The following is a 21,567-nucleotide window of genomic DNA, read 5'->3' as shown; positions in this document are numbered from 1 at the left end:
TTAATATTTTAATGTTTATTGGTATACTATATATCTTTCAACATTCGTTTTCCCGAATATATCTGAGAAAAACACAACATTTTATAGATATTATTTATTGTTGATTGCTTTAATACCAGGTAATTCTTTACCTTCTAAGTATTCTAATGATGCACCGCCACCAGTAGAAATGTGAGTGAAGTTATCTTCGAATCCTAGTGAGATTGCTGCTGCTGCAGAATCACCACCACCGATAATTGTCACGGCATCTTTTAAGTTAGCGATTGACTCACATACACCGATAGTACCTTGAGCAAAGTTACTAAATTCGAATACACCCATAGGTCCATTCCATACTAATGTATGCGCACCTTGTAATTCTTTGTTAAATAATTCAACAGTTTTAGGACCAACATCCATTGCTTCTTGGTCTTTTGGAATATCATCAATTGATACTTCAGTGATTTCTGCATCATTTGAGAATTCTTTTGCTACTTTAGCGTCAACAGGTAATACAATTTGGTCTCCATTGCTTTCTAGTAATTCTTTAGCAAAGTCAATTTTGTCTTCTTCTAATAAAGATAATCCAATTTCTTTACCTTGTGCTTTAAGGAATGTATAAGCCATTCCACCACCGATAAGGATTTTATCAGCAATGTTTAATAAGTTTTTGATTACACCGATTTTATCAGAAACTTTAGCACCACCAAGGATTGCTACCACTGGTTTGTGTGGATCATTTACTACGCCACCAATGAATTTAATTTCTTTTTCCATTAAGAAACCAGCTGCAGTTTCTAAATGAGTAGAAATACCTACGTTAGAAGCATGTTCACGGTGAGCAGTACCGAATGCATCATTTACAAATACGTCACCTAATGAAGCCCAGTATTTACCTAATTCTGGGTCATTTTTAGATTCTTTTTTACCATCTAAATCTTCAAAACGAGTATTTTGTACTAATAATACATCACCAGCTTTAAGATCTTTGATTGCAGATTCTAATTTTTCGCCACGAGTTTCAGGTACAAATACAACGTCTTTATCCAATTTTTTAGATAAGTCATCTGCAACAGGTTTTAAAGTTAATGATTCTTTGTCGCTTTCTTCTTTCACTTTACCTAAGTGTGAGAATAAGACAACTTTACCACCTTGTTCGATGATGTATTTGATTGTTGGTAATGCTTGAACAATACGGTTATCGTTTGTGATTTCACCGTCTTTTAATGGTACGTTGAAGTCCGCACGAACTAATACCGTTTTGTCTTTAAGTTCTAAATCAGAAACTATTTTTTTAGCCATTTTCATTTCCTCCTTTAATTAGGAAAACATATATTAAAAAATAAGCGGAGAAGCGTTTGTGCTCCCCGCTTACTCATAAGCTTTATTATAAAATTTAACAGTTAAGAGCACTAGTTAAATTAACTATGCTTTAATTATTTAGATAACTCAGCTAATTTGTTTAAAGTACGTACTAATTGAGCAGTGTATGACATTTCATTGTCGTACCAAGCAGCTACTTTAACTAATTGACGACCACCAACAGCCATTACACGAGTTTGAGTTGCATCGAATAATGAACCGTAAGTCATACCAACTACATCAGAAGATACGATTTCGTCTTCAGTGTAACCGAATGATTCGTCAGAAGCTTGTTTCATTGCTTCGTTAACTTGTTCAACTGTTACGTCTTTTTCTAATACTACTGTTAATTCAGTTAATGAACCAGTTGCAACTGGAACACGTTGTGCACCACCGTCTAATTTTCCGTCGATTTCAGGAATTACTTTACCGATTGCTTTAGCAGCACCAGTTGAGTTAGGGATGATGTTTTCTGCTGCAGCACGAGCACGACGTTTGTCGCCTTTTCTGTGTGGAGCATCTTGAGTATTTTGGTCACCAGTGTAAGCGTGGATAGTTGTCATTAAACCTTCAACTAAACCGAACTCATCACTTAACACTTTAGCTACAGGAGCTAATGAGTTAGTAGTACATGATGCACCTGATACTACTGTTTCAGAACCATCTAATTCATCGTGGTTAGTGTTGTAAACGATTGTTTTTAAGTCACCAGTTGCTGGAGCTGAGATTAATACTTTTTTAGCACCTGCGTCAACATGAGCTTGTGCTTTATCTTTGTCAGTATAGAAACCAGTACATTCTAATACTACGTCGATATCTAAGTCTTTCCAAGGTAATTTGCTTGCATCTGGTTCATCGAATGATTTAACTTCTTTACCGTTAACACGGAATCCACCGTCGATAACTTCTACTTCACCAGTGAAGCGACCTTGCATAGTGTCATATTTTAATAAGTGTGCTAACATATCGTCATCAGTTAAGTCGTTTACTGCAACTACTTCTAAACCTTCTACGTCTTGAATTCTTCTAAATGCTAAACGACCAATTCTACCAAAACCATTAATTGCTACTTTTACTGCCATTATAATGGCCTCCTTTAATAATGATATTTAAAAAGCTTTGAACTTTTTATTCCTAATTTAATATTACTTTCGCCGCAGCTTCATCAGTGATTAACACTGTGTTGTCAGGGGCAATGGTTAAGTAAGCTTTAATTGCTTCACCCTTAGATTGTCCACCTGCCACTGCATAGATAAAGTCTTTGGACTCAAGATCTTCTAATTGTAATCCTATTGTCTTTACTTTGTGGACGACATGACCTTGAGCATCAAAATAATAACCAAATGCTTCACCCACGGCTTGGTGATGTTGAAGCTTATCAATCACATCTTTATGTGACTGTCGTCGATGCGCCATCTTCAGCGCATCACCAATACCATGTATCGTTACATTCGCTTGTTTAATTTTATCCAATGTATGACTGACTGAAGGTTCTAACATTAATGTATTATATGTAGATTCACTTACGTTATCAGGCACATATAATGTTGTGTAATAACCACCCGCTTGTTGTGCCATACTTGATGCAATCGTATTTGCTTGATATACCATATTTTCACCAAGACCACCACGAGCAGGTACGAAAAACACATTAAATGGTAGTAAATGAATAGATTCACTTACATAAGCCATTGTTGAACCACCAGTTACTGACACAATTGCATCTTCGTATAAACTACTTTCTAATAACTGGCCAGCCTGTCTGCCCATTTCTCTTTTAACTGATTGTTTCTCGTCTGAATCACCAGGGACAACATGAACTTCTTTTATGTTGTACTTTTCTTTAATAGCGTTAGCCATTTTGTGATCATCTGAATAATGATTGAAATAATCATTTAATTGATTGATTACCTCTTTACCCTTTTCAGTGATTTCCATTCCTGTTGATTTAACTTTGATTAGTTCTTGTTTTTTTAACAAATCTGTTTCAGAACGTAGAACTCTTTCCGTCAAATCCATATGTTCACTTAAACTACGTCGTCCAACTGGCTCATTTTGAGAAATAGTAGCTAAGATTGAAAAACGACGATACATCTTTTCGACCAAATCTGGAATAAGTTGTTGTTGAATTTCGATCAAATCTTTCACTACTCTTTCCTCCTTGTATATTTCTAAAGGATGAGTCAATATTGCTTGAATCATAGAGGATTGACGTTTGAAGTCCCACGTGGGACAAAATCTAACCTCTTTACAATTGCAATAGTACTATTATGCGAATTAAAATGCAAGTAAATCCGCTCAAAATTTTCCAAATATTGTGTAAAGCGATTTCATTTACTTTAGGTATGGTTACGTGAATTCAATCACTTATTCATGATATTTTAAGCTATTCATCAACTTTTAGTTGTACGCTATTAAATTGATAAATATTATTCTACACATTGATAATATTACCCTTTATGTTACGAGTTAACCATCTCTTTATAAAGCAACAATTCTTTTATAACATTGTGCTTTTCATTTATAATCAATATAAGGACAACTCTTTTTGAAAGAAGGTTTAATTTATTTTGAGTACTGATGAGGAAAATAAAATAGAAGTTATTGATCCAACTGATCCACGTTATAAAGATGATGAACATTTTCATCAAAATCGCTATGACGATAACAAATCCAATCATCAAGTTTATACATATGGATGTACACACACGGGATGTGGATGTTCTATTGGTTGCTCTACACTAATGCTCATTTCTCTTATAATCACAATGTTCATTTATTGGTTATTTTAAATGGTATTTGAGGCACAGTACTGAATTTACTTACTTTTAAAAATAGAAAAGCCGATAAGGTCAGTACATTAACTTGCAAATCGCAATTGTACGAAATACCTTATCGGCCTTTTATTTTTTATTCATCAGATTTATTGTTAGACGAACTATTTTGACTTTGTGAACTTTGACTATTGTTGGATTGTTGTGATGCACTACGTTGCGTATTATTATTTGAGTTATTCTGTGTTGATTGTTGGGCACTTGGCTTTTCTTGAGTACTTGGTTTAGGTTGTGAACTTGGTTTCTCTTGAGTACTTGGCTTTTGTTGTGTGCTAGGTTTCTCTTGCGTGCTTGGTTTTTCTTGGGTACTTGGTTTCTCTTGAGTGCTTGGCTTTTCTTGCTTACTTGGTTTTTCTTTAGTTGGTGCTTCTTTAGTTTTATTATCTACTTTTGGTTTTTGTTGTGTCTTAGGCTGTTGTGATTTGGGTTGTTGCGTAGAAGGTTGTTGCTGTGTTGTTGGTTGTTGTCTCGTCTGTTGTTGTGATGGTTGCTGTTGTGTATTTTGCTTTTCATTAGACTTTTTGTCAGACGATTTTTCTTTTTTATCTTTGTCGTCTTTGTCTTTTTTATCTTTTTGTTCTTGCTTCGTCTCATTATTTAATCGTTCATTAGCTTTCTTTGAATGATCTACAAATGAAAATATAGCAAATGTTAAACCACCTAGTAGCAATAATACGATAATGATACTAATAATTTTCGCAATGCCACTCATACCTTTTTTACCTTGATTGTCGTACTCATTAAAATCTTGCTTTGACATATTCTCCCTCACTTTAAACATGGAATATCATATTATTATAAATAAATTTATATCTTAAGTTGTCGTTATGTTTTATTCATCAAAAATTTATATTTAGAATTTCGATAGAATTAGCAAATTACTATTTACTTAATCTCATCTCATTTATGATAACATCATAATGAAGAAGAAACATCCATTTTAAACTTTTTTAATATAAATTTAATAGGAACGGTTTGTGATAATAATGAAGAAAATGATTGAAGATCACTTAGAGAGTCATACTAATGATAACCACAAAATTACATTAAAAAAGATGTTGATAAGTAATGATCAACATCAAAATAAATCTCCCATCTTAAGTAATAGCTGGTTTTATATCATCGTTTTTTTGATACTTTTCACTTTCATTTGGTTTTTTCTTTAAAATAACATTTAACAATTAAATGATTTTTTCTATTATAAATATGCACACAATTTTTTATTAAGTTTATTTCTGTAAAAAGATGTAAAAATCATTTAAAATAATAATAAAGAGAGAAAAAAAGACCCATACGTTGCTCGCATGGGCCCACTACTAAAGGGAGTCAAAATTTACCTTCGCTAGTATATTATGGGGTATACTCATACTAATTAAGAGATGTTTAATTAATTTCCGAAGGTACAAGTCAATTATAACTTAACAGAAATTTTTTTAAATACGAATATAAAAAAGTATTTGACATATTGTTGGCTAAAAATTGGATAAATTTTGAATAATAAGAATCACTACTAACTATTAATAAGGTTAGAATTTTTTATTGAGGTGAGATAATGAAACAATATTTAATTACTGGTGGAACTGGCATGGTAGGTTCACACTTAGTGAATGAAATTAAGAAATCAAACGCTCATATTACTATTTTGACTCGACATGATGAACAATCGAACGATTCTCAGATTTCATATGTGAATTGGTCTAAACACGGTTGGGAAAGTAAAGTGCCTGATATCGATATCGTTATTAATCTAGCTGGTGCAACACTTAATAAACGTTGGACTAAAGACTACAAACAAACATTAATGTTAAGCAGAATTCAATCTACACAAGCCCTTTTTGAATTATTTAAAGAAAGAGAAAAGAAGCCAGAAGTATTATTTAATGCTAGTGCTATGGGATATTACCCACCTAATTATCATCATAGTTATACAGAACTTTTTAAAACATTACCGTTTGACTTTTTATCAGATATTGTTTATCAATGGGAAAGATTTGCTAAGCAATTCGAAGCATTTGGAACAAGAGTCGTTTTAGGTCGCTTTGGAATGATTTTATCTAATGATGGTGGCGCATTACAAACAATGAAATTACCTTATCAATTTTATGTCGGTGGTAAATTAGGATCTGGTTTCCAATGGTATTCATGGATTCACATTGATGATTTAACACGTGCAATATTATTTACAATTGGTAATGACAAAGCCAAAGGCCCATTTAACTTAACTGCACCAATACCTGAACGTCAGAATTTATTCGGTTATACGTTAGCTCGTGCAATGCATAAACCTCATGAAACATGGGTTCCAAGCTTTGCAATGAGACTAGTACTTGGTGAAATGTCTACCGTTGTTTTAGATACACAAAAGGTATTACCAAATAAACTCGAAGCACTAGGATTTAATTTCATGTATAATAATCTTAAAAATGCACTAGATGATTTAATCAGAAATTAAATTAAGAGGTACAACAACAATGGAAAACAATCAAAATGACAAACTCACATACATTTTAATGATAATAGCAGGCCTAATCTGTATTTTGAATGGTGTCTTAGTATTTGATCAAACAATAATTATGATATTACTCTCTGTCCTATTTATCATTATTGGTCTTATAGTCTCGTATATTTCAATTAATGGATTGAGACATAAGTTAAAATAGTTAATTTCAAGCAAATCAATTTAAATAAAAAAGAAGTCAGGACCTTAAATGACGGTCCTGACTTCTTTTTATTGAACTTCGATTAATATGTCTAATTAAATAGAAATATTATTGTTTACCTTCTGGTTCCATAACTTCATCAACTAAACCATATGCTTTAGCTTCTTCAGCTGTTAAGAAATTGTCACGATCAGTATCTTGTTGGATTTTTTCAATAGATTGACCTGTTCTTTCAGAAAAAATACGATTTAATTTTTCACGAGTTTTTAAAATATGGTTGGCAGCAATCTCGATTTCAGTTGCTTGACCTTGTGCACCACCTAATGGTTGGTGAATCATTACTTCAGCGTTTGGTAAAGCATAACGTTTACCTTTTGCACCTGCTGCTAATAAGAATGAACCCATTGACGCAGCCATACCAATACAAATTGTTTGAACATCTGGTTTGATATGTTGAATTGTATCATAGATAGCAAAGCCAGCTGTCACGCTTCCCCCTGGTGAATTGATATATAAGTAAATATCTTTTTCAGAGTCTTGGGCTTGTAAGAATAATAATTGAGATACAATTGAGTTAGCAACGTTATCATCAATTTGTGAACCTAACATAATAATACGGTCTTTTAATAATCGTGAATAAATGTCATACGCACGTTCACCACGATTTGTTGTTTCAATAACTGTAGGAATTAAATTCATCTATATTTCCTCCTTGTAATAACTGTTACTTCATATTTTAACCTAAAAGTCAAAAATGGTCAAAAATAAAGTTCTTTTAGTTTAATTGCTAATTGACGTTAAGTGAATTACTTTTGTACACTAGAAATAACTATTTTTGATTGTACTGATTTTATATCATTTAGTACAGAAATAAGCTTTATCTATTTTCCCCTTGTAGTGTAATGGATAACACATAAGATTCCGGTTCTTAGAATAGGGGTTCGATTCCCTTCGAGGGGGCTCATATATGGTTAAATACAAAGACTGCTTATGTAGTGATTCAAATTAACAGAAGAAAGCCATGATCTTCAAATTTAGAATACATGATTACACAATGTGTTCTATCAATGAGACATGGCTTTTATTTTATCATTTCAATATGATATATTTTTCTGAATCTCATACCATTGGGATAGTTTTTTATAATTCAATCTTCTCGCCGTTTCGGATTTTATCTGCTAATTCGTTTAATTTTCTTAATCGATGGTTCATACCTGATTTAGAAATAGGTCCTGTGGAAATCATTTCACCTAATTCTTTTAAAGAAATTTCTTGATGTTCAACACGTAATTTCGCGACTTCACGTAAACGATCTGGCAAATTATCTAAACCAATTTCTTGGTCAATTAATTGAATACTTTCAACTTGTTTCATAGCTGCGCTCACAGTTTTATTTAAATTGGCTGTTTCACAGTTTACTAATCGATTAACGGAATTTCTCATATCACGTACAATACGTACGTCTTCAAATTTGAGTAGTGCTTGATATCCACCAATTAAACTTAAAAAGTCAGATATTTTTTCCGCTTCTTTTAAATAAACGATACTACCCTTTTTACGTTCAAGATGTTTTGCATTTAATTCGTAACTATTCATCAACTTAGTTAATCCTTCAGAATGATTCTCAAATTGAGAAAAGATTTCTAAATGATATGAAGATGTTTCAGGGTTATTGACAGAACCCCCTGCTAAAAATGCGCCACGCAAGTAACTTCGTCTCATTTCATCATCTTGAATCATCTCTGGATCAATTTCATGTGTAAATACGCCTTCTTTTAAAATTCCTAATTCATCAAGAATCTCTCGTGCTTTCATCTTTGTACGACAAATGTAAATATTATTTTTCTTCAATTTCATTTTTTTACGTACTAATATTTCTACTTCAACATTAAAGATACGCTTAATCAGTGAATAGATTCTTCTAGCAGTTGTGGCATTTTCAGTTTGAACATTTATCACAAACTGTTGATTGGACAAACTAAGTGCCCCATTCATACGAATTAATGCACTGAGCTCTGCTTTCGCATTAGCTTCATCTACATCTATACGAGTTAATTCATTTTTCATATCTGATGCAAAGCTCATAGAACACTCATTCCTTCCTATCATCGCCTACATGATTCTTTCGCAATGACTTTTTTCTAAATTAATCTCATTTAAATTATTTTTCATTCATTGAATTTACAGACTTAAATAAATTCTAACTCTCATATCCTCTCATCATGACTACTGCTGACGTTTGCTGTTAGGATCAAATTGAATTGTACTAATTAATTCAAGTGCGACTTCATATATCAAAGTAGATAATACTTTGGTATTGTGTCTTACTAAATGTTCATCTGATATTTCAACTAGATTAGATGCAGTAATCACTTTAATACCGTCCTGTTTTAATTCATCAACGTTAACGTCAACCGGTTCTGAATGTTTTTCTCTATATTTTTGTAAAACATTATCATTAAATTGATCAGTACAGCAAATGACGTAATCGACAAATGATTGTCCTGCTTGTCGATGTAATGCATTAATATGTTCTTTCACATCATAACCATCAGTTTCACCTGGCTGTGTCATTACATTAGATACATATAGTTTAGGCGCAGATGAATTTAATAGTGCATGTGATATACCTTTCACACATAAGTTAGAAATGACACTCGTATATAACGAACCTGGGCCTAAAACGATTAAGTCTGCTTCTTCTAACGCTTCCACTGCTTCTTCCATTGGTTCAACATCATCCGGTTCTAAAAAGACTTTGTCTATCTTTTTCTGCATTTTAGGTATTTTAGATTCACCGTAAACAATGTCTCCATCTTCCATAATGGCATTTAATTGCACACTTGAATTGGTTGATGGGATTACTTTACCTTTAATATTTAATACTTTACTTAATTCTTTAATTGCATGTCCAAAATCATTCGTAATGTTGGTCATACCAGCGATTAATAAATTACCTAATGAATGTCCACTGATTTGATTTTCTTCAAATCGATATTGGAATAATTGTGTTAATACTGATTCCGAGTCACTAAGCGCTGCAATAACATTTCTAATATCTCCGGGAGCTGGAATATCCATTTCATTTCGAATTTTACCTGTACTACCACCATCGTCTGCGACCGTGACAATAGCGGTAATATCAATTGGAAATTCTCTTAAACCTCTAGCTAATACTGATAAACCAGTTCCTCCGCCGATTAATACTACTTTCATTCTTCTCATTGATGCTCGCCACTTTCGATATGTGCATCTCTGTGATGAACATAAACGTTATAATCAAAAACCTCGTTTAGATATTCACCCAAACGTTTACTTAAAGCTACTGAACGATGTTGGCCACCAGTACATCCAATAGCTATGACTAATTGAGATTTACCTTCTTTTTTGTAACCAGGAATCATGAATTTTAATAAATCCGTTAATTTATCAAAGAAAATTTCAGTTTCTCTCCATTTCATTACATAGGTATACACTTCTTCATTTAATCCAGTTAATGGTCGCAACTCTTCTACATAATAAGGATTAGGTAAAAATCGCACATCAAATACTAAGTCAGCATCCATTTGAATACCATGTTTAAATCCAAAGCTCGTTACGTTAATCGTAAATGTTTCAAAATCATCATTCTTATAATAATTAACAATTCGTTCTTTTAATGCTTTAGGTTTAAGTTGGCTCGTATCAATCACATAATTAGCGATACTTCTAATTTGTGAAAGCTGTCCACGTTCTTCATTAATGGCTTCTATTAATGAACGTTGTCCTTTTTCATTTAATGGATGCGCACGTCGTGATTCTTTATATCTTGAAATTAGTTTTTCTGTAGTTGCTTCTAAAAACATGACATCTACAATAACGTCATTTCTACTTTTGATTAAATCTATTTCTTTCACAAGTGATTTAAATAATTCTTTGCCTCTTAAATCTATAGCAATTGCCACTTTTTGTAATGAAGGGTTACCTTGCTCCATTAATTCAACGAATTTAGGCAATAACACAGGTGGTAAATTATCTACACAGAAATAGCCTATATCTTCTAAATTTTGAATGACTAGAGACTTACCAGCACCTGACAAACCAGTCACTACTAATAGTTCACTTTTTCCCATTTCTTTTTCAGAATTCATCATTTCATTGGTCACCGCCAGTTATTTGAAATTTGTACATTAATAGCTTCATCATACCACACTCAAATTCACAAAGGAACGTTACTAAGACTTAGAAAAAAGCTAGAACAACAAACGGATTATTAGCATTATAATCCTCCTATTGCTCTAGCTTAAATTACTGTTGTGATAAATGGTATTTAATTTATGCTTCTAATTTATCTTTGATAGCTTCAATATAATCTGCTGCACTTTGAGCTGCAATACTTCCGTCGCCTGTTGCTGTAACAATTTGACGTAATCCTTTATCTCTTACGTCACCAGCAGCATAGATACCTGGTACGTTTGTACTCATATCTGCTTCAGTTACAATATAACCATTTTCATTTGTAATACCTAAATCAGTAAATGGTGCTGTTAGTGGTTTCATACCGATATAAATGAATACACCATCTGCATCATAAGTGACTTCAGAACCATCTTTCGTTGATTCCAAAGTAACTGATCCTACCTTGCCGTCTTTGTCATTGATTGTCTTTAAAGTATGACTCCAAATAAAATCAATTTTATCATTTTTAAATGCACGGTCTTGTAAAATACTTTGTGCACGTAATTGATCTCTTCTATGAACAATAGTGACTTTGTCAGCAAATTTTGTTAAGAATGTACCTTCTTCAACAGCTGAGTCACCGCCACCAATAACAAATAAACGTTTGTTTTTAAAGAATGCACCGTCACATACAGCACAATAACTTACACCACGTCCACCTAATTCTTGTTCTCCTGGTACGCCGATTTTTTTATATTCGGCTCCAGTTGAAATAATCACTGCGTGTGCTGTAATTTCTTTATTTCCTAAGTTAACGACTTTATAATCGCCTTTATCTTCGATTGATTTAATATCACCATATTGATACGTAGCACCGAATTTTTTGGCATGTTCAAACATTTTAGTAGATAAGTCTGGTCCAGTAATCATTTCAAATCCTGGAAAATTCTCTACTTCTTCTGTATTTGCCATTTGGCCACCTGGCATACCACGTTCAATCATAACTGTGTTTAAATTGGCACGTGATGCATAAACTGCAGCCGTCATACCAGCAGGGCCTGCACCTATAATTGCTACATCAAAATCTACTTCAGTCATTTACTTGCCCTCCTACTAAATAATCATTAAACGCATTATATATCAAAATAAGTATTTCATAAATTTATATGCTCAAAATATAAGTTATCGTTTTATCTAATTTGTAATGACTAATATCAAACCATTCTTTGATTTGCTTCTTAGTCAACTTCTGATTTGTTTGTTGGTAATACAAATATAAATATGCACCTAAATATCTTTCAACTTCAGTTAAATCTGCTTGATCAGCAATAATTGATTCAGCTTGATCTATCCATTGAACAAATAATGATGTATCATTTCGAAATTGGTCGAATTGATACAGTTTTTGCATACCACGATGAATGAAGTCCAATTTATTCAGCGTTAAACCTTGAACTAAATATGTTAAATATAATTTTTCATAATCATTTAATGTTTCTAATACGGCCCATATATCTTCTGTTATCAATATTTCTTTACCATTCAATTGATTTAAAAGGAAGATACCATACAATCTATAGTGACTATCATCATCCATTAATAATGGTAAGATTCGTTGATCAAAGACATGTTTGCTTTCCTCTATAACCCAAGGGGGAAATCCTACATCTACTTTAGAAATTTGTAATAGTTTATTCCAAAATTGGATACTCTCATCTTTATTTCCTAGGTAATAATAATTATAACTTAAGGCATTAAACATTTGTATCGAAGCAAACTTCCCTTTTTTATACAGTGGAAGCAGTAGCTTTTGCGAGGCATGATATTGTTTCAAATAACTTAATACAATGCCTAATTTAAAGCTTTCATCATCGTTCATTGGTACAACTTTACTTAATATATTCAAATAACGTTTATACTTGTCTCTTTCGTTCGTATTATAAAGTAATAAAGTATAATGACAAAGTGCATGGACATCTGAATTATCTTCATTTAATAGGTCTTCAAACATTTCCTTAGCAATATCATATTTACTTAGATATAAATAACACATTGCTAATAAATTTTTAATGACGCGATGATTTTGTATTGCTTCTTCTTGATTTAATATATATGATTTTGCTTGCTCTAAACGACCTTGTGAAAATAAAAATTGGAACAATAATTGTACTGCAAAAAGTTGTGCCTCTACTTCTATTTGATGTTCATTAGAATACGATACATCGAACGTTTCTTCTAGTTCATCACGAAAGTCTTGATCATCTGTAATTAATACATAATTAATACCAAACAAGAATGCCTTGTTTGGTTCATTCAATTCAATGTTCAACTGACTCAATTCATAAAAACTATCAGCCACGCGTCTATCATTAATAATATTTTCATAAAATAAATGTTCCGCACGACTACCAAAACCTAGTTTAACTAAACATTGAGCATAGTTTAATTGAATATCAAAATCTTCAGGTGACAATTCTAGCACTTTACTATAATAATCAGCTGCTTTTTTAAAGTCTTGTTGCTTCCACTTTTGTGCTGCCATTTTGCGATAAAACGGTTCATCAAAAGCCATTGAAATAATTTTATTATTTTTATCTGCCAAAGATTGTCACCTCCATATTCATTTTATTTGTATAGGGTTACCAAAAGCGACCGAATTACTCGGTACATCTTTAGATACAACTGTTCCTGCACCAATTTTTACATGATCTCCAATAGTGACACCTGGAAGTATAGTGACATTGGCACCAATTAATGTATGACTGCCAATCGTTACCTTTCCATATTTAAATTCATCTACTAAAATTTCATGCGTTAATATTGTAGTATTATAACCAATCACACTATTGTTGCCAACTGTTATTAGCTCTGGATAAAACAAATCTGGCACTACTTTAAACGCGAATACAGAATGCTTTCCAATGTTCATCCCTAATAATTGACGATACATATTACTTTTCAATTTTAAGTTTGGCATGTACCGACAAACCTCGATAATAATCGTTTGTCTTAATACTTTAGGAAATTTGACTAAACGATAAATATGCCACAATGGATTCGTATGAGTTATTTGATATTCACGATGAGGTTTTAATTTTCTCATATTTTAATTACACCTTCTATTTAGGCCAACTTAATGGTCCAGCATTCTTGTATGTGGGTGGTTGGTATTTGAAGCGTCTATATAACATTATTGCCACACTGATAATAATTAAAATCACAGATACTAACTGAGCCACTCTAATATGACTTGTTAGCATTAAACTATCAGTTCTAAGCCCCTCTACAAAGAAACGACCAATCGAATACCAAATTAAATATAAGAAAAATGTTTCGCCTAATTTTAAATGCTTTCTAACTGTAACTAAAATAATAAATCCTAAAACGTCCCACACTGACTCATATAAAAATGTTGGATGATAATAATGACCATCAATATACATATTATCAATAATAAATTGAGGTAAGTGCAACTGTTCTAAGAACGATTTTGATACTATCCCACCGTGCGCCTCATGATTCATAAAGTTACCCCAACGGCCTATACCTTGAGCCAAAATAATACTTGGTGCAACAATATCTCCAATTTGAAATGGATTTAAATTTTTCATTTTACAAACTATAATACCAGTTATAAAACCACCAATTAATCCACCATGAATGGCTATACCACCATGCCAAATTTTTGGTATTTCACCTGGATTCTGCATGTAGTAAGGCCATTGGAAGATAACGAAATAAATACGTGCCACTATGAAACCAAATATTGCACAGTAGAAGATAACATCTACTAGTGTATCCTTATGTAACCCTACTCTCTTTAATGCTTCTTGTGCTACAAAATAACCTAATAAAATGCCACAAGCAATTATAATGCCGTACCATCTTATTTGTAATGGGCCCAAATGAAATGCAATAGGATCAATATAACTTAACGTTAAATTCATCATCTAACTACTCCTCACCTTTATGACTGTTGCGAACAATTTCGTCATTCAGGCGTTCGCTAAATTCTTCTGCTGTATTGATACCCATGATATTTAAACGATAGTTCATTGCGGCAACTTCGATAATCACTGCAACATTTCGTCCAGGTCTTACTGGAATAGTTTTTTTAGTGATTTCTGTATCTAAGATACGTAATGTTTCTTCATTTAGACCCACACGGTCATACAATTTTTCTTTATTCCAATTCTCCAGATTAATATTCAAGCGGATTTGCTTTTCAGTCAAAATTGAACCAGCACCAAATAATGTCATTACATTAATAATACCTAGACCACGAATCTCTAATAAATGCTCAATCAATTTTGGAGGTTTACCAATTAATTCATCTTTTGTAATTTCTCTAATTTCAACATTGTCATCTGCAACAAGTCTGTGCCCTCTTTTAACTAATTCTAAAGCTGTTTCACTTTTACCAATACCTGAATCACCTGTGATAAGTACACCTACACCATAAACATCAACAAGTACGCCATGTAATGATGTTGTCTTTGCTAGTTCATGTTCTAAAAACGTTGTTAAACGACTCATTAGGCTTGTCGTAGCATCTTTAGCAACAATGAGTGGCGTGTTAAGCTCTTTTGCAGCTTCAACAAGTTCATTAGGTGGTTCTAAACCTCGCGTTACAATAATCGCAGGTGTGTCTGGTCGACATAACTTTCTCATTCTACCTTGTCGCTCATCATCAGGTAATAAATTGTAAAATGATAACTCGGTAGTGCCTAATAATTGAATTCGATCTGAAGCATAATGAGAAAAATATCCGGCCATCTCTAAACCAGGGCGAGAGATATCTGTATTCTTAATGGGTTTATTCAACCCTTCTTCACCAGCTATTAATTCTAAATTTAATACTTCAACTAATCTTTCAGTTGTTAACATGCGTTCACCTCTATATTGAATTGTTACTACAAATTCACTTTCTTTAATCATATCAAAAATCAAACTACTATCTATATTAAAAAGTTATATTAACTCAATGTTTAGAAAATAGTCATGTTTTACAAATGCAAAATCAACGTTAGATCTTTGTTTGTTTATCGCTTATAATCAATAAAGCGGTATCTACATTTTATTTAGATATGTATTGTATGAAAAAATCTTTTAAAAAAGATGATTCCAGTATACTCTGAAATCACCTTAATATAAATTATAACATCATTTTATTATGATTCATCTTCATTTCTATCTCGTTCTAAAACTGTTTTCAAATATTGACCTGTGTATGAACTATCGACATTGGCAATATCTTCAGGCGTTCCTGTAGCAACAATTGTACCGCCACCATCGCCACCTTCTGGACCTAAATCAATAATGTGATCAGCTGTTTTAATAACATCTAAATTATGTTCAATAATGACAACTGTGTCCCCATTTTCGACAAGTCGGTTTAAAACTTTTAATAATCGACTAATATCATCAACATGTAAACCCGTTGTTGGTTCATCCAGAATATAAATTGAACGTCCTGTTGAACGTTTATGCAATTCAGAAGCCAGTTTCACACGTTGCGCTTCACCACCGGATAAAGTAGTAGCTTGTTGTCCTAAAGTAACATAACCTAATCCGACATCTACCAATGTTTGAAGTTTACGTTTAATCTTAGGTATATTTTCAAAGAAATGGGTCGCATCTTCTGCTGTCATTTCTAGTACATCAGCAATATTTTTACCTTTATAAGTAACTTCTAGTGTTTCTCTGTTATAACGTTTGCCATCACAAACTTCGCAAGGGACATAAACATCAGGTAAGAAATGCATTTCTATTTTAATAATGCCATCGCCTTTACATGCTTCACAACGACCACCTTTAACGTTAAAACTGAAACGTCCTTTTTGATAGCCTCGAATCTTAGCTTCATTGGTTTGAGCAAACACATCACGTATGTCATCAAATACCCCTGTATATGTTGCTGGATTTGAACGAGGTGTTCTACCAATTGGTGATTGGTCAATATCTATAATTTTATCTAATTGGTCAATACCTTTAATTGACTCATAGTCTCCTGGCTTTACTTTAGATTTGTTGATTTTTTGTGCTAGAGATTTATATAATACTTCGTTCACTAATGAACTTTTACCAGATCCTGAAACACCCGTCACTACAGTCATTAGTGAAAGTGGAATATCTACATCCACGTTTTTCAAGTTATTGCTTTTAGCACCCTTGATGCTAATTTTTTTATTAGTCACTTCACGTCTGTGCTCTGGAACATCAATTTTCTTTTTACCACTTAAATACTGTCCTGTTAGGGAGTGCTTATTTTTCATTACTTGTTTAGGTGTACCTTGAGCGACAATTTCGCCACCATGGTTACCTGCGCCAGGTCCGACATCTACTAAATAATCAGCTGCGCGCATAGTATCATCATCATGTTCTACAACAATAAGCGTATTGCCTAAGTCTCTCATCTCTTTAAGTGTATTAATCAAGCGATCATTATCACGTTGATGTAAACCTATAGATGGTTCGTCAAGTACATAAAGAACGCCAGTTAGACGAGAACCAATTTGAGTTGCTAAACGAATACGTTGTGCTTCACCTCCAGATAATGTACCAGACGCACGGTTCAATGTCAGATATTCTAGCCCTACATTATATAAGAATGTTAAACGTGAAATGATTTCCTTAAGAATTTGGTTCGCAATCGCTTTGTCTTGTTCTGAAAGTTCGATATTTTGATAATAATTTAAAGCTTCTTTAATTGAGTATTCAACAACTTCACCAATATTTAATCCCGCAACATAAACTGAAAGTGCCTCTTTACTTAAACGCTGACCATGACATGTCTCACATGGCAACTCAGTCATATATCGTCTCATCATCTCTCTCGTATACTCAGATGGGGATTCATGATAACGACGATTGATGTTGTTAACTACACCTTCAAATATCATTTTTCGTTTTCTTTGTCCGCCGCCGAATCGTTGATTAAATGTAAATTCAATTTCCTTATCTCCTGAGCCGTGCATTAATATATTCTTTTGTCTATCGGTAAGTTTTTTATATGGTTTATCCATATTAATTTTATAGACTTCACATACACGTTTTAATAATGTTGGATAAAAATCTGAACTTGTAGGCTCCCACGGTTCAATTGCGCCTTCATTTAGGGTTTTATTGGGGTCAGGAATAACTAAGTCCATATCAACTGTTAATCGTTGCCCTAAACCATCACATGTAGGACACGCTCCAAAAGGACTATTAAAACTAAACATACGTGGTTCTAATTCACCTATGGAAAATCCACAAATTGGACATGCATGATTTTCAGAGAATTTTAATTCTTCCCCATCAATTATATCTACCGTTAAACTTCCTTCTGCAAGTTCAAGTGCCGTTTCTATAGAATCTGCTAATCTTGTTTCAATACCATCTTTAACGACTAATCTATCAACAACAACTTCAATAGTGTGGTTTTTATTTTTATCTAATTCCGGTACTTCGTTCACATCAACAATTTCACCGTCAACTCGCAAGCGAACATACCCTTTTTTACTTATATCTTCAATTAATTTTTCATGACTACCTTTACGGTGGGAAACAACTGGTGCTAACAATTGAATTTTAGTTCGAGTTTCTAATTCTAAAATTCTATCCACCATTTGTTGAACAGTCTGTGATTCTATCTCAATATGATGATTAGGACAATATGGTTTTCCTACACGTGCATATAGCAACCTAATATAGTCATATATTTCAGTCACTGTGGCAACTGTAGAACGTGGGTTCTTACTTGTTGTTTTTTGATCAATTGAAATCGCTGGTGATAAGCCTTCAATTGTGTCAACATCCGGTTTATCCATTTGACCTAAAAATTGACGTGCATAAGCACTTAATGATTCTACATATCTTCTTTGACCTTCGGCATAAATGGTATCAAAAGCTAAAGAGGATTTACCTGAACCAGAAAGTCCTGTCATCACTATCAACTTGTCTTTAGGTAATTCTATATCAACACCTTTTAAATTATGTGCTCTTGCACCTTTCACTACTATGGATGGTTCTCTCATTTAAATGTCACCCTTCTGATTTTAATTCGAATAACATATCTCTTAACTCTGTTGCTTTCTCAAAGTCTAAATCTTTAGCTGCTTTTTTCATTTCTTTTTCTATGTTTTCTATCGTTTTTTGACGTTCTTTCTTCGTCATTTTCTTAGGAACTTCTATTTGTTTATTTTCATTTGTATCATCACTTTCGACGGTTGCGCTGATGACATCATGAATTTTCTTATTAATTGTTTGAGGTGTAATACCGTGTTTTTCATTATGAGCCATTTGTATATCACGACGTCTCTGCGTTTCATCAATGGCATATCTCATTGAATCTGTAATCTTATCAGCGTACATAATAACTTCACCACGATCATTTCGTGCTGCACGTCCAATTGTTTGAATTAAAGAACGATTGGAACGTAAAAATCCTTCTTTATCTGCATCTAAGATAACAACCAATGAAACTTCGGGAATATCTATCCCCTCTCTTAACAAGTTAATTCCAACAATTGCATCATAGGTACCCATACGTAAGTCTCTTATGATTTCTATTCTCTCGAGAGTTTTGATTTCCGAATGAAGATAATTAACTTTAATTCCTGCTTCTTTCATATATGTTGTTAAATCTTCACTCATTTTTTTAGTTAAAGTAGTAACCAGTACTCTTTCATTTTTATCAATTCTATCTTGAATTTCACTCAACAAGTCATCAATTTGATTTTCTGTTGGACGTACATCAATTTTTGGATCTAACAATCCAGTAGGTCGAATAATCTGCTCTACCATTTCATCGGTATGTTCTATTTCATAAGGTCCTGGTGTGGCAGATACATAGACTAATTGATTTGTTTTTTCTTCAAACTCTTCAAATTTTAAAGGTCTGTTGTCTAAAGCACTTGGCAATCTGAATCCATGATCAACTAAAACTTGCTTACGTGCTCTATCACCGTTATACATCCCCCTTACTTGAGGTAGTGTCACGTGTGATTCATCAATCATGATTAACCAATCATCGCCAAAGTAATCAAGCAATGTATATGGGGTAGAACCTAGTGGTCTTAACGTTAAATGTACAGAGTAGTTTTCAATACCTGAGCAGAACCCCATCTCACGCATCATTTCTAAGTCATAATTAGTTCTTTGTTCTAATCTCTGTGCTTCTAAAAGTTTATTTTCATCTCTTAACTCTTTTAAACGTTCTTCTAATTCTTTTTCAATTCTCTCGATTGCAACTTTCATCTTTTCTTCACGCGTAACGAAGTGGGATGCTGGGAAAATTGCAAAATGTTCACGTTCTCTTATAACTTCGCCTGTTAAATAATTCACTTCTCTAATACGATCGACTTCATCACCGAAAAATTCTACTCGAATACACATTTCTTCTCTTGAAGCAGGGAATATTTCAACCACATCGCCTCGTACTCTAAATGTACCACGTTGGAAGTCTATATCATTTCTAGTATATTGCACATCAACTAGTTTTCTTAGTAATTCGCTACGTTCCATTTCCATGCCCACACGCACACTGACAACCAAATCTTTATATTCTTCTGGATTACCCAAACCATAAATACAACTCACACTTGCTATGATAATAACATCATCTCTCTCAAACAATGCGCTCGTTGCTGAGTGTCTTAATTGGTCAATTTCATCATTAATAGACGCATCTTTTTCAATAAATGTATCTGTCGATGGTACGTAAGCTTCTGGCTGATAGTAATCGTAGTAACTCACGAAATATTCCACTCTATTTTCCGGGAAAAATTCTTTAAATTCACTATATAATTGTCCAGCCAATGTTTTGTTATGTGCAATAATCAAGGTTGGTTTACCTACTTGTTGTATTACATTACTCATCGTAAATGTTTTACCTGTTCCGGTTGCACCAAGTAGTGTTTGGTGTCTCTTACCTTCTTTAACACCTTTAACAATTTTCTTTATTGCTTCAGGTTGATCACCTTGAGGATCGAACTCTGAATTTAATTTGAATGGATAATGTTCAACCATTACTACATACGCCTCCTGTATTGTTTACAACTCAACTTCTATCACTCGAGATTAGTGAACTCATTTTTTTCTAAAGAATATCGTCACTAAATACGTTATTTACTTATTACTTTCCCTAGTTTACCTCTTGTCATACATCATTTTGATGATATCGTTAACGTAAATATTAGCACTGAATTTATTTTCTATTTTAACAAATCTCGAACATAAAATACAAACATTTGTTCGCTAACATTTTTATATTATAAGATAAATAAAAACAAACATAGCTTAGCAAACTATGCTTGTTTTATACACTTTATTTTCAATCCGTTTGTTTATTAATTGAGTTTTATTCTTCTCTCTTATGGAATTCTAGTTGATCTATGATTAAATAACCCGCTAATAATGATACAACATCAATAAATATAATCCATTCACTATGGAAAAAGCCTTTATATATTGAGGTCGCAATTAATATTAAAGTAACAGAGGTACCAATCCATTTGTTTTTAGTTACGACACTAAAAAGTACTATTAAAATACAAGGAAAAAATGCAGCACATGCATACCAAATCATTTAT

19 protein-coding genes and 1 tRNA gene are annotated in these 21,567 nt (G+C 32.9%); 4 read left to right on the top strand and 16 right to left on the bottom strand.

What is annotated here, in order from left to right:
* Window positions 1-90 precede the first annotated feature (90 nt).
* The 3 genes from ACZ267_RS08180 to ACZ267_RS08170 form a co-directional block, all read right to left on the bottom strand.
* The gene (locus ACZ267_RS08180) at window positions 91-1,281 is read right to left on the bottom strand and encodes a phosphoglycerate kinase (protein WP_031463920.1); all 1,191 of its coding nucleotides are present in this window, start codon (window positions 1,279-1,281) and stop codon (window positions 91-93) included.
* A gap of 134 nt (window positions 1,282-1,415) precedes the next feature.
* Window positions 1,416-2,423, bottom strand: a complete 1,008-nt coding sequence (gene gap / locus ACZ267_RS08175) for a type I glyceraldehyde-3-phosphate dehydrogenase (RefSeq protein WP_002450898.1) — start codon at window positions 2,421-2,423, stop codon at window positions 1,416-1,418.
* 52 nt (window positions 2,424-2,475) lie between these two features.
* Window positions 2,476-3,489, bottom strand: a complete 1,014-nt coding sequence (locus ACZ267_RS08170; protein ID WP_002466710.1) for a sugar-binding transcriptional regulator — start codon at window positions 3,487-3,489, stop codon at window positions 2,476-2,478.
* A gap of 422 nt (window positions 3,490-3,911) precedes the next feature.
* On the opposite strand from ACZ267_RS08170, the gene ACZ267_RS08165 reads away from it, so the two are divergent.
* Window positions 3,912-4,133, top strand: a complete 222-nt coding sequence (locus ACZ267_RS08165; RefSeq protein WP_002466717.1) for a hypothetical protein — start codon at window positions 3,912-3,914, stop codon at window positions 4,131-4,133.
* A gap of 118 nt (window positions 4,134-4,251) precedes the next feature.
* Here ACZ267_RS08165 and ACZ267_RS08160 read toward each other — a convergent pair whose 3' ends face one another.
* Entirely contained in the window at window positions 4,252-4,935 is a 684-nt protein-coding gene (locus tag ACZ267_RS08160) for a DUF4887 domain-containing protein (protein ID WP_002466709.1), read from the bottom strand.
* A 792-nt stretch (window positions 4,936-5,727) separates the two neighbouring features.
* Between ACZ267_RS08160 and ACZ267_RS08155 the strand changes: the two genes are divergently transcribed.
* Together ACZ267_RS08155 and ACZ267_RS08150 are read left to right on the top strand one after the other, a co-directional pair.
* Entirely contained in the window at window positions 5,728-6,627 is a 900-nt protein-coding gene (locus tag ACZ267_RS08155) for a TIGR01777 family oxidoreductase (RefSeq protein WP_002466713.1), read from the top strand.
* Between the two features lie 19 nt (window positions 6,628-6,646).
* Complete coding sequence (locus tag ACZ267_RS08150) at window positions 6,647-6,835, top strand: hypothetical protein (RefSeq protein ID WP_015365266.1); 189 nt, start codon at window positions 6,647-6,649, stop codon at window positions 6,833-6,835.
* A 108-nt stretch (window positions 6,836-6,943) separates the two neighbouring features.
* Here the strand turns inward: ACZ267_RS08150 and clpP are convergent, their stop codons facing one another.
* Complete coding sequence (clpP, locus tag ACZ267_RS08145; protein ID WP_002466718.1) at window positions 6,944-7,534, bottom strand: ATP-dependent Clp endopeptidase proteolytic subunit ClpP; 591 nt, start codon at window positions 7,532-7,534, stop codon at window positions 6,944-6,946.
* 189 nt (window positions 7,535-7,723) lie between these two features.
* On the opposite strand from clpP, the gene ACZ267_RS08140 reads away from it, so the two are divergent.
* Window positions 7,724-7,795 (top strand) — tRNA-Arg (locus tag ACZ267_RS08140).
* Between the two features lie 180 nt (window positions 7,796-7,975).
* Here ACZ267_RS08140 and whiA read toward each other — a convergent pair.
* From whiA to ACZ267_RS08085, 11 genes are all read right to left on the bottom strand, one after another.
* Window positions 7,976-8,920 carry a DNA-binding protein WhiA gene (gene whiA, locus ACZ267_RS08135; RefSeq protein WP_002466716.1) on the bottom strand — a complete coding sequence of 315 codons (945 nt, stop codon included), beginning with the start codon at window positions 8,918-8,920 and terminating at the stop codon, window positions 7,976-7,978.
* Between the two features lie 141 nt (window positions 8,921-9,061).
* Window positions 9,062-10,060 carry a gluconeogenesis factor YvcK family protein gene (locus ACZ267_RS08130; RefSeq protein ID WP_002466714.1) on the bottom strand — a complete coding sequence of 333 codons (999 nt, stop codon included), beginning with the start codon at window positions 10,058-10,060 and terminating at the stop codon, window positions 9,062-9,064.
* On the bottom strand, window positions 10,057-10,968 hold the full coding sequence (rapZ, locus tag ACZ267_RS08125) for an RNase adapter RapZ (protein WP_463680308.1): 912 nt from the start codon (window positions 10,966-10,968) through the stop codon (window positions 10,057-10,059). Before rapZ ends, ACZ267_RS08130 begins: the two co-directional genes overlap by 4 nt.
* A gap of 181 nt (window positions 10,969-11,149) precedes the next feature.
* A complete protein-coding gene (trxB, locus tag ACZ267_RS08120; RefSeq protein ID WP_002450908.1) occupies window positions 11,150-12,091 on the bottom strand; it encodes a thioredoxin-disulfide reductase in 942 nt (313 codons plus the stop codon).
* A gap of 64 nt (window positions 12,092-12,155) precedes the next feature.
* Window positions 12,156-13,595, bottom strand: a complete 1,440-nt coding sequence (locus ACZ267_RS08115) for a tetratricopeptide repeat protein (protein WP_015365268.1) — start codon at window positions 13,593-13,595, stop codon at window positions 12,156-12,158.
* Between the two features lie 18 nt (window positions 13,596-13,613).
* A complete protein-coding gene (locus ACZ267_RS08110) occupies window positions 13,614-14,096 on the bottom strand; it encodes an acyltransferase (protein WP_002465356.1) in 483 nt (160 codons plus the stop codon).
* Between the two features lie 16 nt (window positions 14,097-14,112).
* Window positions 14,113-14,940, bottom strand: coding sequence for a prolipoprotein diacylglyceryl transferase (gene lgt / locus ACZ267_RS08105; RefSeq protein ID WP_015365269.1), 828 nt, complete (start codon window positions 14,938-14,940; stop codon window positions 14,113-14,115).
* Window positions 14,941-14,947: 7 nt separating this feature from the next.
* Window positions 14,948-15,880: an HPr(Ser) kinase/phosphatase gene (hprK, locus tag ACZ267_RS08100; RefSeq protein ID WP_015365270.1), complete on the bottom strand. Its 933-nt coding sequence runs from the start codon at window positions 15,878-15,880 to the stop codon at window positions 14,948-14,950.
* 284 nt (window positions 15,881-16,164) lie between these two features.
* Window positions 16,165-19,011: an excinuclease ABC subunit UvrA gene (gene uvrA, locus ACZ267_RS08095; protein ID WP_019235823.1), complete on the bottom strand. Its 2,847-nt coding sequence runs from the start codon at window positions 19,009-19,011 to the stop codon at window positions 16,165-16,167.
* A gap of 7 nt (window positions 19,012-19,018) precedes the next feature.
* Window positions 19,019-21,004, bottom strand: a complete 1,986-nt coding sequence (gene uvrB, locus ACZ267_RS08090; protein WP_002465354.1) for an excinuclease ABC subunit UvrB — start codon at window positions 21,002-21,004, stop codon at window positions 19,019-19,021.
* Between the two features lie 331 nt (window positions 21,005-21,335).
* A complete protein-coding gene (locus ACZ267_RS08085) occupies window positions 21,336-21,563 on the bottom strand; it encodes a CsbA family protein (protein ID WP_002450915.1) in 228 nt (75 codons plus the stop codon).
* Window positions 21,564-21,567 lie beyond the last annotated feature (4 nt).

The sequence above is a fragment of the Staphylococcus sp. AC872 genome (genome assembly GCF_979255425.1).
Note: the sequence above shows the minus strand (reverse complement) of the source record. Positions and strands in the feature narration are given on the sequence as shown.